Origin of the sequence: Nocardia niwae NBRC 108934 = DSM 45340, from assembly GCF_001613465.1 — a bacterium.
In the GTDB taxonomy this organism is placed as follows: domain Bacteria; phylum Actinomycetota; class Actinomycetes; order Mycobacteriales; family Mycobacteriaceae; genus Nocardia; species Nocardia niwae.
On sequence record NZ_BDCK01000015.1, the window covers coordinates 272,857 to 287,790 of the forward strand.

At 68.4% G+C, this 14,934-nt stretch carries 15 protein-coding genes; 7 read left to right on the forward strand and 8 right to left on the reverse strand.

Going from position 1 to position 14,934, the window contains the following annotated elements; translation table 11 throughout:
* Positions 1-25: 25 nt before the first annotated feature.
* Positions 26-685 (reverse strand): cyclodeaminase/cyclohydrolase family protein, encoded by a 660-nt coding sequence (locus tag NNI01S_RS05105; RefSeq protein ID WP_084488494.1) that lies wholly within the window; start codon positions 683-685, stop codon positions 26-28.
* Between the two features lie 148 nt (positions 686-833).
* Between NNI01S_RS05105 and NNI01S_RS05110 the strand changes: the two genes are divergently transcribed.
* Positions 834-1,871 (forward strand): LLM class F420-dependent oxidoreductase, encoded by a 1,038-nt coding sequence (locus NNI01S_RS05110; RefSeq protein ID WP_063018712.1) that lies wholly within the window; start codon positions 834-836, stop codon positions 1,869-1,871.
* Between the two features lie 49 nt (positions 1,872-1,920).
* Here the strand turns inward: NNI01S_RS05110 and NNI01S_RS05115 are convergent, their stop codons facing one another.
* The 3 genes from NNI01S_RS05115 to NNI01S_RS05125 all read right to left on the reverse strand — a co-directional run bounded on the left by NNI01S_RS05115 (position 1,921) and on the right by NNI01S_RS05125 (position 5,187).
* On the reverse strand, positions 1,921-2,259 hold the full coding sequence (locus tag NNI01S_RS05115) for an STAS domain-containing protein (RefSeq protein WP_063017971.1): 339 nt from the start codon (positions 2,257-2,259) through the stop codon (positions 1,921-1,923).
* A gap of 283 nt (positions 2,260-2,542) precedes the next feature.
* Entirely contained in the window at positions 2,543-3,709 is a 1,167-nt protein-coding gene (locus NNI01S_RS05120) for a cytochrome P450 family protein (protein ID WP_245675977.1), read from the reverse strand.
* A gap of 305 nt (positions 3,710-4,014) precedes the next feature.
* The gene (locus tag NNI01S_RS05125) at positions 4,015-5,187 is read right to left on the reverse strand and encodes an aminoglycoside phosphotransferase family protein (protein ID WP_063017976.1); all 1,173 of its coding nucleotides are present in this window, start codon (positions 5,185-5,187) and stop codon (positions 4,015-4,017) included.
* 561 nt (positions 5,188-5,748) lie between these two features.
* Here NNI01S_RS05125 and NNI01S_RS05130 point away from each other — a divergent pair.
* On the forward strand, positions 5,749-6,585 hold the full coding sequence (locus tag NNI01S_RS05130) for an SDR family oxidoreductase (protein ID WP_063017978.1): 837 nt from the start codon (positions 5,749-5,751) through the stop codon (positions 6,583-6,585).
* A 365-nt stretch (positions 6,586-6,950) separates the two neighbouring features.
* On the opposite strand, the gene NNI01S_RS05135 is transcribed toward NNI01S_RS05130, so the two are convergent.
* Positions 6,951-7,952 carry a helix-turn-helix transcriptional regulator gene (locus tag NNI01S_RS05135; protein WP_063017980.1) on the reverse strand — a complete coding sequence of 334 codons (1,002 nt, stop codon included), beginning with the start codon at positions 7,950-7,952 and terminating at the stop codon, positions 6,951-6,953.
* A 62-nt stretch (positions 7,953-8,014) separates the two neighbouring features.
* Here NNI01S_RS05135 and NNI01S_RS05140 point away from each other — a divergent pair, with 62 nt between their 5' ends.
* Complete coding sequence (locus NNI01S_RS05140) at positions 8,015-8,587, forward strand: DinB family protein (protein WP_063017984.1); 573 nt, start codon at positions 8,015-8,017, stop codon at positions 8,585-8,587.
* Between the two features lie 44 nt (positions 8,588-8,631).
* On the opposite strand, the gene NNI01S_RS05145 is transcribed toward NNI01S_RS05140, so the two are convergent.
* From NNI01S_RS05145 to NNI01S_RS05155, 3 genes are all read right to left on the reverse strand, one after another.
* Positions 8,632-9,810, reverse strand: a complete 1,179-nt coding sequence (locus tag NNI01S_RS05145; RefSeq protein WP_063917311.1) for a DUF3089 domain-containing protein — start codon at positions 9,808-9,810, stop codon at positions 8,632-8,634.
* A gap of 105 nt (positions 9,811-9,915) precedes the next feature.
* Positions 9,916-10,662 (reverse strand): MerR family transcriptional regulator, encoded by a 747-nt coding sequence (locus tag NNI01S_RS05150; protein WP_063017988.1) that lies wholly within the window; start codon positions 10,660-10,662, stop codon positions 9,916-9,918.
* Between the two features lie 31 nt (positions 10,663-10,693).
* Complete coding sequence (locus NNI01S_RS05155; RefSeq protein WP_063018714.1) at positions 10,694-12,118, reverse strand: serine hydrolase domain-containing protein; 1,425 nt, start codon at positions 12,116-12,118, stop codon at positions 10,694-10,696.
* Positions 12,119-12,488: 370 nt separating this feature from the next.
* On the opposite strand from NNI01S_RS05155, the gene NNI01S_RS05160 reads away from it, so the two are divergent.
* The 4 genes from NNI01S_RS05160 to NNI01S_RS05175 all read left to right on the forward strand — a co-directional run bounded on the left by NNI01S_RS05160 (position 12,489) and on the right by NNI01S_RS05175 (position 14,934).
* Complete coding sequence (locus NNI01S_RS05160; RefSeq protein WP_063017990.1) at positions 12,489-12,713, forward strand: hypothetical protein; 225 nt, start codon at positions 12,489-12,491, stop codon at positions 12,711-12,713.
* The gene (locus NNI01S_RS05165; RefSeq protein WP_435824996.1) at positions 12,701-12,901 is read left to right on the forward strand and encodes a hypothetical protein; all 201 of its coding nucleotides are present in this window, start codon (positions 12,701-12,703) and stop codon (positions 12,899-12,901) included. Before NNI01S_RS05160 ends, NNI01S_RS05165 begins: the two co-directional genes overlap by 13 nt.
* A 357-nt stretch (positions 12,902-13,258) precedes the next feature.
* Positions 13,259-14,068, forward strand: a complete 810-nt coding sequence (locus tag NNI01S_RS05170; protein ID WP_063018716.1) for an MlaE family ABC transporter permease — start codon at positions 13,259-13,261, stop codon at positions 14,066-14,068.
* 2 nt (positions 14,069-14,070) lie between these two features.
* Complete coding sequence (locus NNI01S_RS05175) at positions 14,071-14,934, forward strand: ABC transporter permease (protein ID WP_063017994.1); 864 nt, start codon at positions 14,071-14,073, stop codon at positions 14,932-14,934.

The following is a 14,934-nucleotide window of genomic DNA, read 5'->3' on the forward strand; positions in this document are numbered from 1 at the left end:
CGATCCGCGCGCGGGGCGGGCGCGGTCATCCCCGGACGGCGTGCACCACGTCGGCGTGCAGAGCGTCCGCTCGCGCGGCGAGTCCGTCGATCCGCACCAGGACCGCGGCGAACCGGTCGCCCTCGGCGGCGGGCAGCGAGGCCACATTGATCTCGATATTGAGCTGCGAGGTGGTCGCGGCGGCGCGGCAGGCGTCGGCGGCCGCGCCGATGTCGGTGACGACGTTCGGATTCCCGATCGGGAACAGCTCCGTGGCCAGCGACAGCACCTCGTCCGCCTCGTCGACGACCGCGGCGGGCACCCGGGCGGCCTCGACCAATGCGGCATTGATCGCCGTGGTCCGGGCGGCGAGGTCCTCCGGCGTGTCCTTGGGCAGCTTGTAGGCGGCGCCGACGGCCGTGAACGCCGCGGCGTCGGCGGCGGCCAGTGCGAGAGCGCGCTCGCGGGCGGCGTCGGCGGCCTCGATGATCCGGTCGATCGCCGGCCGGTTCTCGGCGTCCTTGGCGCGGGTGGTGTAGCGCGCCACCATCGCGACCAGGGCGGCGGCCTGCGCGGCGTGCAGGGCGGCCACCGCGCCGCCGCCGGGTGCTGGAATCTTGGCGGCCAGATCGCTCAGGTACTGCGCTAGGGCGGCCTCGCCGAAGGACGGCGCAGTATCCGTGGACGACGAGCTGATCTGCGACACGAGCGTATTGCCTTTCGTTCTACGGCGAGGACGGACTCGCAGTAGACGCTACCCCGTGACGCCGCCCGCGCGGTCGCGCCCACGCCTTGCCGGGCGTTCCCCCCGGCCGGTGCACGGCCGGGGGCTACCCGCCGTTATGTTGAGTGCCATGCGGATCGGATTGAGCATCAACTACTCGGGGGGCTTCAAAGAGGCGGCGGCCGAAGTCGCCGACCTCGAGCGGGCGGGCCTGGACATCGTGTTCGTGCCCGAGGCGTACTCGTTCGACGCGGTGAGCGCGCTCGGTTATCTGGCCGCCAAGACCACGCGCCTGCAGCTGGCCTCCGGCATCCTGCAGCTCTACACGCGCACTCCGAGCCTGACCGCCATGACCGCGGCGGGCCTGGACTTCGTCTCCGACGGCCGCTACGTGCTCGGGCTGGGCGCGTCTGGCCCGCGGGTGATCGAGGGTTTCCACGGCGTGCCCTACGACGCGCCGATCGGCCGCACCCGGGAACTGGTGGAGATCTGCCGGAAGGTCTGGCGGCGCGAGCGGCTGGAATACCAGGGCAAGTACTACCAGATCCCGCTGCCCGCCGGGCGGGGCACCGGCCTGGGCAAGCCGCTCAAGCTGATCAACCACCCGGTGCGCGAGCGGATCCCGGTGCTGCTGGCCGCGCTCGGCCCGAAGAACGTGGAACTGGCCGCCGAGATCGCGGAGGGCTGGCAGCCGATCTTCTTCCTGCCCGAGAAGGCGAACGACGTGTGGGCGGACTCGCTCACCGCCGGGCTCGCCAAGCGTGATCCCGCGCTCGGCGACCTGGACGTGTACGCGGGCCCGGCGCTGGCCATCGGGGACAACGTCGAACCGCTGCTGGAGTTCGTGAAGCCGCATCTGGCGCTGTACATCGGCGGCATGGGCGCCAAGGGAAAGAACTTCTACCACACGCTGGCCACGAAGTACGGCTACGGCGCCGAGGCCGACCGCATCCAGGAGCTGTACCTGGCAGGGGAGAAGGAGGCCGCGACCAAGGCGGTCCCCGACCAGCTGGTCCGGGACATCTCCCTGGTCGGCCCGGCCGGCTACGTCAAGGAGCGGATCGCGGCCTTCAGGGAGGCAGGCGTCACGGTCCTGAACGTGGTGCCGATGGCGGCCACCGCCGCCGAGCGCATCAAGCTGATCGAACAGCTGCGCGAACTGGTCTGAGAAAGGGCGCTGCCGCCGTCGTCGGGTGCGACGGCGGCAGCGGCACGGGTCATCTCTGGCGGAGCGCCGCCAGCGCGGCATCGAGCGTCGAATGCAGCGCGAACACCTGATCGAGGCTGGTCATCTTCAGCTGCCTGCTGGTCGCCGGGCCCTCGGCCACGACGGCGATCGCGGTGGTCGAGCCCGCGCGCTGGTGGGCCGCCACAAGCGTCGCCATGCCCGCCGAGGCGAGGAAGCTGACCGAGGTGAGGTCGATGATCAGCGCCGCGGGCTTGCCGCTGAGGATGGCATCGATCGCGTTCTCCAGCGCGGGGGCTGTCGCCAGATCGACCTCGCCGGCCACCGTCAGCACCGTCGCGCCGTCGTGCGCCGCGACCGTGGTGGTCATCGTGTCCGCGAGGGGATACGCGTCTCCGGAAGTATTGGTCACCCCACCACCCCACACAAATAGCAGAGAATCCGCAACCTCCGAGTGTTCACAGACTCGAACAATACCTCCGGGATCGGAACCGAGCGGAGGCCGCGCAGGGTGCGGTGCCCCGGATGACGCTGGTCACGGGGGAGAGCGGATCCCGCCCCGCGGGTCGGCCGGGTACCGCATCCGTGAGCGGCGCGAGGCCATCGGCCGGAGTGGCCCCGGGGTTGCCGGGCCCCGCACCGCTGCGCAGTCGTCAGATATTCAGGGGAGCTGTCGGTGGGAAGGTGACCGGCAACTCGGTCAGTGCCCGGTGGAAGGGGCCCGGCCGCCAGTCGGGTGTCCGGTTCGGCAGGTTCAGTTCGATTTCCGGCAGCGCGTCGAGGAGCTGGTCGATGGCCTCTTGCGCGATGAGATAGGCCAGCGGCCGCGCCGGGCAGGCGTGCGGGCCGAGGCCCCAGGCGAGGTGGGATCGGTTGCCGGTCAGGTCGCCGGTGCGGATCGCGGGATCGTTGTTGCACGCGGCCATGCTGATGACGACGGGCTGGTGGGCGGGCAGCCACACGTCGTCGATCAGGATCGGGTGGCGAGGGTAGGTGATCAGCAGGTTCGCCAAAGGCGGGTCGTCGAACAACACCGAATCGATGGCGTCGCGCGACGACAGGTTTCCGCCGAGGATGCTGTCGCCGAAGCGCTCGTCGGTGAGGATCAGCAGCAGAGTGTTGGTGACCAGATTCAGCTGGAACTCGATCCCGGTGCCGTAGACCTGAGACACGTGGTGCGACGCCTCGACGTCGTCCAGCCGAGCGGGATGACGGAGCAGTGCCGAGGTGATGTCGTGCTGGGGTTCGGCACGCTTGAGCGCCACCAGGCTCATCAGCGCCTCCCCCAGCATCTGATTGCCCTTCTCGGCGTCGACACCCTCGAGGAGGGCGGCCGTGCCGGCGGCGACCTGCGCCCCGATCTCCGGCGGGCAGCCGAGCAGATAGTTCACCACTTCGAACACCAGCGGGAACACATACTGGCGGATCAGCTCGGCGGACCCGTCTCGGCAGAACGAGTTGATCAGCGGGATGGCGAGTCCCTCCACGATGTTGTGCAGGGCGTACAGGTCGACCTCATCGATGCTCGCGGTGATAGCCGATCGATAACGGGTGAAGTCGGTCCCGGTGCTGCGACTGGCCATGGGCCGCCACTCCAGCAGGGGGAGGATGGGGCAGTCCGCGGGAACGTTCTTCTGCCAGGCGCGCGGGTCGGCGGGGAAGTGCTCGGGATCGTTGAGGATCCGCACCGCGGTGGCGTAGCCGATCACCAAGGTGGCCGGTACGCCGGGCGAGAGCTCCACCGGGGCCAAAGACCCGTAACGCTTGCGCATCTCGCGATACGCGCGGTGCGGGTCGGCCGCGAACTCGGGCGAGTACATGGGCACCCGCGGGTCGTCGGAATCGGTCGGCGCGCCGTGGAGGACCGGGCACGACCGAGTCGGAGCGTCAGATTGCGGCGTACTCAAAAGAGCGAACTCCAAACTGTCGGTGCTGCGCTATCTACTGCTGAAATACCGCTTCCCGCCGAGACACTGGACGGAAGCGAGCTGCCGGGCTGCGCCGGAACCGGTCGATGGTATAGCGAGCGTGGACCGGGATCGACAGCGCATCGGCAAACAAGTTTCGCGGCGCGCGGCCGGACTCACCCGGCCGCGACGCCACGATGGCAGGGGCGCCGTCGGCGTCAGACGCCGAGGGCCTGCAGTGAATCATGATCGTCGATGGCCGTCGTGATTCGTCTCAACAACGTCAGGCAGGTCTCCACCGGCTGCATCTCGGGTTGATACACCGCCCTGCCGATCGTGAAAGCCCAAGCCGCGTAGGCGAACATGGATTGTTGCCGGTACGCCAGCCATGCCTCGTCGAACGACGGCGCACGACCGTCGAGGGTTCCGAGTTCGTCCAAGTAGGCCGCCAGCAGCTCGCGATCCCACGCGCGCCGGTCCTCCGGCTCGCAACCCGAGTTGACGGTGTAGGCGAAATCGTGCGCCCAACCGCCGCGCATCACCACCTGCCAGTCGACGAATCCCATCCGGCCGGTCGCGGTTCGATACGTTTGCCCGATGTGCGGGTCACCGTGCAGCAGCGTCTGGGGCAGCTCGTTCGTCGCCTTGTCGATCGCCCGCTCGACACCGGCCCACAGCCTGTCCGCTCGACCGTGCAAGGACTCGGGCACCACCTCTTCCGCACGGCGCAGCCCGACTTCGCACCGCTTCTTCATATCGATGGCGGCGAGGTATGCCTGGAGCGCCTCGGTCGTGGACTTGAGATCCGCGATCGACGGGTGACTCCAGAAGGTGCGATGAAGCCGGGCGAGATTGCGCACCAGATCTTCGATCTGATCCCGAGCGACCGGAGCGGTCGGCTCGATGAACTGTGCGCCACGGGTCGCGACGATGTCTTCCATCAAGGCGATCGATCGCCACGATCCCTGGTCGGCCGCGCCCCAGTAACCGATCGGAGCTTCGATATCGGCCTGGGGACGGAAGTCTCGGAAGAAGCGGGTCTCGCCGTCGATCATCTTTCCCCCGCCGAGCAGGATGCGCTGCGAGAAGGCTGTCGTCGTCTTCGCGAAGAGGTCCGTCGGCAAGCCCGCCCGCTGGCCCGCGTCGTTGTAGTCGACGCGTATCGCGACCCTGGTGGATGTTCCGCGGCTGCCGTTCGAGGTTTCGAACGAGAGCACCTCCGCCTCCGGGACATCGCGGCACAGGACGGCCGTCAGCCACTGCGGGGTCAGCGTCTCACCGGACACCGGGACGTCCTCGGCGCCCCGCGGCCTCGGCCGAAACATCTTCTCGCCGATGATGTGAGCACCGACCGTGACCGACCGTCCGAGCAACCAGAGCTTGTGGTTCATTCGCTTGCCTCGATTCCGGAGTACGACATGACCGCCCACGAGCAGCCGGATCTCCGGCGCACGGGACCGCAGGACAGTAACGCATTCCGGAAGGGCTGTACCGCACCGTGTTTGCCGATGGCGGTGGGCCGGACGACCGCCCCGGCCCGGCGGCAGTCCCGCATGGCACAGTCACCGCCCGGTTCACGCACCCGCATCGGCGCCCGGCCGACCTCGGCGCCCGGGCCGCAGTGGAACCGGCATCCGGATCGGTGTCCGACCACGCCGGCGGGCGATCCGCCGCTCCCATGCCGGCAGTGCAGCTCCTGTGCCGGGCAGGCCGCCATGACGTCGGCAGGATTCCCTCTGCCGCCCGGTCGGCGGGTGCCAGTTGGCTGGGCGGCGGTCGGCGCGGGTGGCCCGACGGTCGCCAGGCCCAGGACGAGTGTCCGCGGCTCCGGTTTACCGCCGAGGCCGGCGCACGCCGTAGGGGCGGGTATGTTCGCCCGCGCCGCGAAAACCCGGCGCGGGTGGCTCGTGTCAGCAATCTGTGAGGAAACTTCTGTGGCAGGGTGTCCGGCTGTGCAGACAATCCTGATCACGGGGGCGACATCGGGTATCGGTCTCGAATCGGCTCGACAGCTGGCGGCGCAGGGCCACCGGCTCGTCTTGGCCGGGCGCGCTCCGCGCAAGCTCGCCGAGGCGGCGGAGCTGGTGCGGCGCGCAGGGGCGGCGGGCGTCGACACACTGGAGTGCGATTTCGCGTCTCAGTCGTCGGTCCGGCAGCTGGCGAAGGAGGTGCTGGCCGGATACGACCGGTTGGATGTGCTGGCCAACAACGCGGGCGGCTACCACGAGACCCGGACGGAGACCGTGGACGGCATCGAGGCCACGTTCGCGGTCAACCATCTCGGGGGTTTCCTGCTCACCGAACTGCTGACGGATCTGCTGGTGCGTAGCGCCCCGTCCCGCATCGTGTTCACCGCGTCGGTGATGCAATACGGCGCCACCATGGATCTCACGGATCTCGAGTTCCGGCATGGATATTCGGGAGAGAAGGCGTACAGCCGCTCCAAGCTGGCGAATGTCCTCTACGCCCGGGCGCTGGCGCGGCGCCTGGAGGGCACCGGAGTGACCGTCAACGCGTTCCATCCCGGTGCCGTGGCAACCGGCATCTGGGATTCCATGCCGTGGTTCGCGCAACCGTTCGTCGCGCTGGCCAAGCGATTGTTCATGATCTCCGCCGAGGAGGGCGCCCGAGCGCTGACGTACCTGGCCACCGATCCCGGAGTCGCCACGGTCAGCGGCTGCTACTTCCAGAAGAACCGCATCAAGACCCCGTCGCGTCTGGCGCAGGACGACGCGCTCGGACAGCAGCTGTGTGATGTCAGCGCGAGCATGGTCGGGCTGACCGGGTAGGCGCACGCACCACCCGCGATAGCGTAGTCGCGCCGCACAACACGACCATTGTCGCCGACCGAAGCGGAGAGCAGGGGACCATGCTTCGTACTCGTTTCGAGTCGATCGGCGCGGGAATCTTCTGTTACGCACCGTCTTTCGCGCTCATGCTGGGTCCGGTGCACGCCTACCTGCACGCACTGGACGGGAGCCTCGACACCGGTTGCATCATGATCTTCCTGGCAGTGGACGGGGCGTCGGCAGCATGTATCGCCTCCAACCCGCGGCAGGCGTCGGCGCCGGACGGCATCAGCCGGGCCGCGCGCGGGACACCCGCACGTTCCGGTGCCGAGCCGCATGCGCGCCCGACGGTAGCGCGCGTGGCCTCACGACTCCTCGATGTCCGGCGTCGGTGCGATCGTCGCCCCGGCCGACAGCAGTCTCCGCGCCAGCGCGCGGCTTCGTGCCCCGAGTTCGGGAGGCTCGAGTATCTCGAAGTCGTGCCCCAGCAGCGCCATGTGCATGAGTACGAAGTCGAGGCTGTCGCCGGCGCCGCTGCGGACCTCGCACCGGTCGCTGCCGCGCGGTCGTACGACGGCCGCCGAGGCCGGGATCTGCGCGCGCACCGTGTCGGCGGAGGCGTGCACCAGGAACCGGGCCCGCTTCGGATACACCCGGCTCGCTACACCTTCCTGCACGTACGCCACCGCTTCGGGCGCGGCGCGCGGACGGAAGCGCCACGTGCGTGCCGACACGTCGGTCATCCGGTCGACGCGGAAGCTGCGCCAGTCGTCGCGATCGAGGTCGAAGGCCAGCAGATACCAGCGCCGCTCCGAGGCGACCAGACGGTAGGGCTCGACCCGACGCCGTCGCACCGCGCTCCCGGCGGGGTAGCCGAACGTCGCCTCGACCTCGTCGCGGCAGGCTCTGGCCAGGGCCATGAGGACATCGGGATCGACCGGCGTGCGCCCTGCGCCGAAGGACTCCACCGCGCCGGAGAGGGCGTGCACTTCGTGCCGCAACCGGGTGGGCAGGACCCGGTCCAGCTTGGCCAGCGCCCGGAGTGCGGCGTCGCCCGCGCCCGCGACCGCGCCACCCGCGCCCAGCAGCAGCGAGACCGCGGTGACGATCGCTTCCTCGTCGTCGAGGAGCAGGGGCGGCAGGTCCTGCCCGGGGCCGAGGCGGTAGCCGCCGCCGACTCCTTGACAGGCATGCACGGGATAGCCGAGCGCGCGCAGGCGCTCGACGTCGCGTCGCACCGTGCGCGGTGTGACCCCGAGCCGGTCGGCGAGCTCGGGACCGGTCCAGACCTGGCGTTGCTGCAGCAGTCCGAGCAGGGTGAGCACCCGTTCCGTCGTGCCCCGCTCCTCGCCGCCCGCCGCGCCCATGTCGTTCAGCCTGCCAGAAATAGCGGACCGATTCTGTCCGCCGGCTGTGCCAGGGTGACGGCATGGACATAGACCAGCTCGACTGGAACGGGACGCTGCGCGAGCAGTGGGAGGCGCACTGGAACCGTCAGCTGCGCGACCGGCTCCACGGCCTCACCGACGACGAGTACTTCTGGGAGCCGGCGCCGGACACCTGGAGCGTGCGGCCGCGCGGCAGCTCGATGGCACCGATGCAGGCCGGGGCCGGGGACTTCACGATCGACTACGCCTTCCCGACGCCGGTGCCCTCGCCGTTCACCACGATCGCCTGGCGACTCGGTCACGTCATCGTCGGCGTGCTGGCCGTGCGCAACGCGGCCCACTTCGGCGCCCCCGCCGCGTCGTACGAGACCTGGGAGTACGCCGGTGACGCGGCCACCGCTCTCGACCAGCTCGAGCGCCAGCTCGACGCCTGGCTGGCCGGAGTACGCGGTCTCGGGGAGGACGGACTCCGCGTCCCGATCGGACCGAAGGAGCCCTTCCCCGAGGCTCCGATGGCCGACCTGGTGCTGCACATCCACCGCGAACTGATCCATCACCTGTCCGAGGTCTGTCTGCTGCGCGACCTCTACCTGCACACCGGGCGCCGCCAGTAGACCCGCGCGAATCCGGCCGTTCGGAGCGAAGGTGTCCGCTCGGTTCAGCGGTGCGCTGCGCGATGGGCGCCGCTCTGCGATGCCACGATGCGCACGAGATCGCCCAGTGCGATCTCCACGTCGGTCAGGTGCAGGCCCCACGTGGCGTCCGGGACGGGATTCAACTGAGGGCTGCCCGGTTCCGGAGTCGCCAGCAGTGCCGTCGCGCCGCCGTCGCGCACGCATTGGAGCCGGTACTGCTCGGCGGGAGTCAGCCACGGGGTCGGCGCGGCGACGGCGGACGGCCCGTGGCGCAGGGCTACTTCGACGCCGAGGGGGCTGGGCACCGGGCCTGTGCGGAGTACGGTCGTCGCGACCCGTGCTTCGTTGCGGCTCAGCGAAGCCGGATTCGTGCAGGCTATCTCGTAGTCCGGACCGTACGCCCGCGGCAGCGGCTCCGGGGTCGTCGGGTTGCGGCCGAATCGGCTGTCCGGCGGCGGGGTCGCGCCGAAGGTCTGCCACGCGAGCACGCATTGCGTCTGAACCTCGCTGCGGCACAGTGGCAGATACCGGAAGTCGCCGCCGACGTCACCGTTCTTCGGCACCACCACATTGCCGCCGAGCAGGATCGCCGACAGGATCCGGTCGCGTACCGCCTGCTGCGGTTCGATCTCCTCGCGGATCAATTGACGCAGCATGCGCGCACCCTGTGAATGCCCGATCAGCACGACCGGCCTTCGGCTCTCGCGCTCCGCGAGGAACTGCCGCCACGCCCGCAGCACGTCCGCATAGGCGATCCGCGCCATCTCCGCGCGCTGCTCGGGGGTGTAGGCCCGCTCGGTCGCCAGCGCGGTCAGGGTCCGCTGCCGGTACACCGGCGCGAAGACCTGACAGACCTGCGAGAATCGGGCGGCCTGTTGTTCCGCGACGACCCGCACCTCCGGCGTCACCGAGGTGTCGGAATTGGGCGTCGGCTCCGAGGACACCGTCGGATAGACGTAGAAGCAGTCCACGCCGGAATCCGCGGTGACAGTGGGGTCTTCGCGCGCATCGGGCTGCCCGGCCCGTCGCACTGTCGTCGCCGAGCTCCCTCGGCACGGATCATCCGCTCGATCCGGCCGGCACAACCACACGACTCCGGCGTCGTCGAGCGGGTCCGCCGCCGCGGTCACCGACGAACCCGCCACCAGCCCGGCTCCGCATACGACGGCCGCAACCGTCCGTCGCAACCGACTCTTCCGCATCGCGCATACCTCACTGCTTCCGCCCGGCCGCCGACGCCGAACCGAATCGGGCGCCTGGGCTGGCGTCAGCCTAGCGGCCAACGCGCGCACCGGGACCTCGATCGCTCATCCTCGCGGCGCCCCGGCGCGGGGATGGCCCCGCACGAGCTGGGCAAGGCGGTCCCACGCCGGAGAGGAAACCCCGGGCAAGGACTGCGCGGCCAATCGAGCTACGGCGGGGTCGGCGACCGGACCGGTCTCGGAACGGTTGTGACGGTTCGCGAACCAGCTCCGGGTGCGGTCGGCGAGAGCGGGAAGACGGGGATCGTCGGGTGACCAGTCGTAGGCGGTGTCATGGTCGAGATAGAGAGCGCGGAACTCGGGATCGTTGATGAGTTCCCGTTTTTCGGTGAGCCATTTGGCGGCGTCCTCCGGTGAGGCCGTCCGCAGGAGAATCCAGCCGTCCCGTTCGAGGCGTATCTGACGCTCGCTGACGCCGAGCGTGCGCAGATCGTCGAGATAGTCGGCGGCTTCCGGGGAAACGAACAGCCGGTCGCCGCCGCGCAGCTGGGCGAGTTGGTCGCGAGTTCGCCGCAGCCGCGCGATGCGCTCCTCGAGGTCGCGGTCCAACTCGGCGACGACCGCGGTGAGCGCGTCCGGATCGGCCTCGAGGACGTCCTTGACGCGGGCCAGCGGTACGCCCGCGTCCGCGAGCAGCCTGATCTTGACGAGATCGACGGCGTCGCCGGCGGTGTAGCGCCGGTAGCCGGACGAGTCGCGATCGGGCTCGGCGAGCAGACCGCGCTCGTGGTAGTGGCGAATGGCTTTGATGGTCACTCCGGCGTATTCCGCCAGCCGGCCGATCGTGATCATGCGGACATCCTTTCACTCGGCGCGGGAACGGTCAGGCCCGCCGGGCCAGGCGGCCACCGCCGTTGCGGAAACTCGCTCGGCCGTCGCGGATGTCGTGGTAGGAGACGAGCAGCAGCCGCAGGTATCCGTCGAAGGTCTCCAGCGGGTAGCCGGCGGGCGCGAAGAGCCCGGGCCGGATCGGCACGTAGCGCTGTGGCGGGGCAGTGGTCGCGCCGCCCGCGAATTCGGTGAAGATGCGTGCCTGCGCTGCGTCCGCCGGTTCGTAGGTCACCCTCTCCTCGAGGTGGCCGTCGACCACGCTGACATCGACGCGCAGCTGATCGGAACGGTAGGTGCCCACGTAAGGGGTGAGATCGATGTCCTGCGCGGTATCGGTGACCAGAGCGGGGATCCGGACGCCGAGGTGCTCGCTCAACAGCCATCGCAGGATCTCGTCGTGCAGCATGATCGCGTCCGGCGTGTTGCCGAACGCGGTGAACACCAGGTCGTGGCCGGGCACGACGCACAGGATGGACACGCCGCCGGGCGACGCGCCCGACATCGCGAGAACGGTCGTGTCGCCGAACGGGTAGCGCACCCAGCCCAGACCCATCGGCGGGACGTTCGGTGTGGCCATGTCGTGGGAGACCTGCTGCATCAGCGCGGTCGACGCGGGCGACAGGACGCGCGTGCCGGAAGGGGACACACCACCCGCGAGGTGAGTGCGTCCGAAGGCGAGCAGATCGGCGACGGTGCCGATCGGCGTCCCTCCGGCCGGCCCCCAGGTGTCGGGCAGCGTGAACATGCCCGTGGGCTCGACCGCCATGGTGTCCGGATCCAGGAAGTGGCCGACCGCGGTGCTGCGCAGGATGGCCTGCGCGGCGGACGTAGTGGAATTCGTCATGCCGACGGGGGTATAGAGGTCGCGCGCGAGCAGATCGGGGAAGGACAGGCCGGTCACCACTTCCAGCAGGCGTCCCGCGACGATCATGCCGCCGTTGGAGTAGCTGAGCTGCTCTCCGGGTTCGAACAGGCTGCCGCAATGGTGCGCGAGGCCGTCGATATAGCTCTCGAGCGCGTCGCGTCCTTCGGCTTCGGGGAAGAAGAGGTCGGCATCGATGCCGTTGGTGTGCGAGATCAGGTGCCGGACCAGGATCTTGTCCGCCGCACCGGGCTCGGTCAGGGCGAATGCGGGCAGATACCGCACCACCGGCGCGTCGAGGTCGAGGACGCCGCGCTCGACCTGCTGGAGCACCAGTGTGGTGGTCAGTACCTTGGTCACCGAGCCGAACAGGAACCCGGTGTCGTCGAGCATGGGTGCGCCGGTGGCGGCGTTGGCGGCGCCGTGGGCGACGACGATCTGCTCGCCGCCGTGATAGATCCCGGCGACGAATCCGGGGATACCGTTCGCCGCGCAGTGGGCGGCGACCTGCTCGCGGAGCCGGGGTTCGATGGTGCGTAGTGCGTTGTGGTTCATGCCGACCACCGTCCGACCTCGACCTAGGGGCAAGGTCAAGCCCGCGAGCGAGATTCGCGTCCGACCGTCTTGCGCCGGGGCGTCACGGGGACCTTCGGCGGACCACGACAGCACACCCGGATCAGCTTCGTAAATGAGAGAATCGCCATCAACATGATGGCACCATGGAGTAGGTGATGCGACCCGATGGCCTGCTCATTTCAAGATGTTCAGGCCGTATCCGCCGACAACCCTTCCGTTCTCATGAGAATAATGACTAACATATTGCTCGGATCCCTTGACTGATCCGCGCGGCTGGACACCTGCCTGTCGGCAGGGGCGCCGGTCGATGCGCGGCGGCGTGGATCGAAGCGAAAGGATGCATCGACGCATGCTCAAGAGACTCGACCGAATACTCGGCTACGAGATGAAGGTCTCCGAGTTCCTCGGCACCCTCATCATCATCGGCGTCCCCTACGGGTTGGCCGGGGTGGTCTGGACGCTGACGCACACCAGCCATCTGCGCGACATGCACGGCATCGATCTGGTGATCTCGTTCCTGGGATCCATCGTGTGCTGGCCGGTGCTCACCTTCTCGAATGTGTGCATGACCTGATGATGGCGCTGGTGTGGCTCATCGACGTTGTTGTGATCGTGGTGAAGATCCTCGGTGGGCGGATGCGGGTGAACCCGGTGCTTCGTGCCGGATTGTGGGTGGCCGTGCTGAGCCTGTTCCTGGTCGGCTGCGCGGTGCTCGTAGCGCTCGTGGTGCTACTGCAGCGGTGGCTGGAAGATCTCGCCTAGCTGCCGACCCTGGTCCGTAAAGATTGGAATGATTAGTTACTTACAGACTCTGAGGTCTAGTCTGTCAAGGGGTTCTTACCCCTCGTATGACTGATATACGCACTTCGAGGACTGTGGAGCGGTGAGATCCGGCGGTTGGCGCGGCTTCGCCGACTCGACGAATCAGAAGAAATAGTCAATCACTTGTCTCTTGTATGACGTCTGTGAGTTGTGCAACACTGCAACACGCTCCGCGCCATCGAAGGGGCGGCCGCTGGCGCGGCGGACGGAAATCGAAAGGAACGGCCACCAGTGACTGCCTCGCTGCGAACGCCGGCCGACAAGCAACCGCCACCGGAACCGGGCGAACTCGAGAAGATGGTCGCCGGCGCTTCGGGGTTGTGGCGGCGCCACCCCCAGCGCTCACTGGAAACCCTGGGCCGGCAGGTCACTTTGGGCCGCGAAGCGATCGTCCAGCTCTTCGTCTCCCTGGTGCGTGGACGCTTTCCCTACCAGGAGTTCATCAAGCAGTGCGCCTTCATGGCCAATGTGTCGGCGGCGCCGACCGTGTTCGTGGCCATCCCGATCGCCGTCGTGGTCTCCATCCAGGTCGGCGCTCTGGTGAATCAAGTGGGCGCAACGACGTTCATCGGCGCGGTCGCGGGATTGGGCATCATCCGCCAAGGGGCTCCCCTCGTGTCGGCTCTGATGGTGGCCGGTGCGGTCGGCTCGGCGATCTGCGCCGATCTGGGATCGCGGACCATCCGGGAGGAGATCGACGCGATGATGGTGATGGGTGTCGACCCGGTGCGCCGCCTGGTCGCGCCCCGGCTCGCGGCGGCGGTGCTGGTCAGCGTCTTGCTCTGCGGTTTCGTCGTCTTCGTCGGATTCGCGACCGCGTACATGTTCAACGTGTACGCGCAGTCCGGGACGCCGGGCTCGTTCATCAGCTCGTTCGCCTCCTTCGCGGTGGCGAACGACTTGATCATCGCGTTGGTCAAGGCCGCGATCTTCGGTGTGCTCACCGCGGTGATCGCCTGTGACATCGGCTTGCACGCGCACGGCGGGCCGGGCGGTGTCGCGAACGCGGTCAACTCGGCGGTGGTCAGCTCGGCGCTGATGTTGTTCGCCACCAACATCATCCTCACCCAGCTGTACAACACCTTGTTTCCGGCGAAGGTGGTGTGAGGATGGCGAGCACCTACACACCCCCGGCGCTGAAACCGCTGCGCAGTGTCGGGAAAGCCGCGCTGGCGCCGGTGCACGCCAACCAGCGCCTCGGGCATCAGGCCATCACGTTCTTCCAGGCGCTGGCCGCCATCCCGTTCGTCCTGCGGCACTACCGCCGTGAGGTGTCGCGGCTGACGGCCGACGTCGGCTGGGGCAACGGCTCGCTCATCGTCGGCGGCGGCACGATCGGCGTCGTCGTGATCCTGTGCGCGTTCGGCGGCATCATCGTGGGGATGGAGTCGTTCACGGCGCTGAACCTCCTCACCATGTCTCCGCTCACCGGCGCGATCTCCGGCTTCGCCACCACGAGGGAACTCGCGCCGATCCTGGCGACCTTGGCCTTCGCGATCCAAGCGGGATGCCGGTTCACCGCGCAACTGGGCGCGATGCGCATCTCCGAGGAGATCGATGCGCTGGAATCCATCGCCATCCGCCCGCTTCCGTACCTGATCAGCACCCGCATGATCGCCTCGACCCTGACCATCATCCCGCTGTACAGCATCGGTCTCGCCACCGCGTATCTGACCACCAAGATCACGGTGCTGTTCTTGGGCGGAACGGCGGCAGGCACCTACGACCACTATTTCTTCCAGTTCCTGATCGGCACGGACGTCTTCTTCTCCCTGCTCAAAGTGGTGGTGTTCGTGATGCTGTCGACGTTCATCCAGTGCTACTACGGCTATGTGGCCACCGGTGGTCCGGAAGGCGTCGGTGTCGCGGCCGGGCGGGCCATCAAGATGGTGATCGTCGTGATGGTCTTCGCGAATCTCTTTCTGACCTTGACCATCTGGGGCATCGATCCCGGATTCCGGATTTCGGGGTAG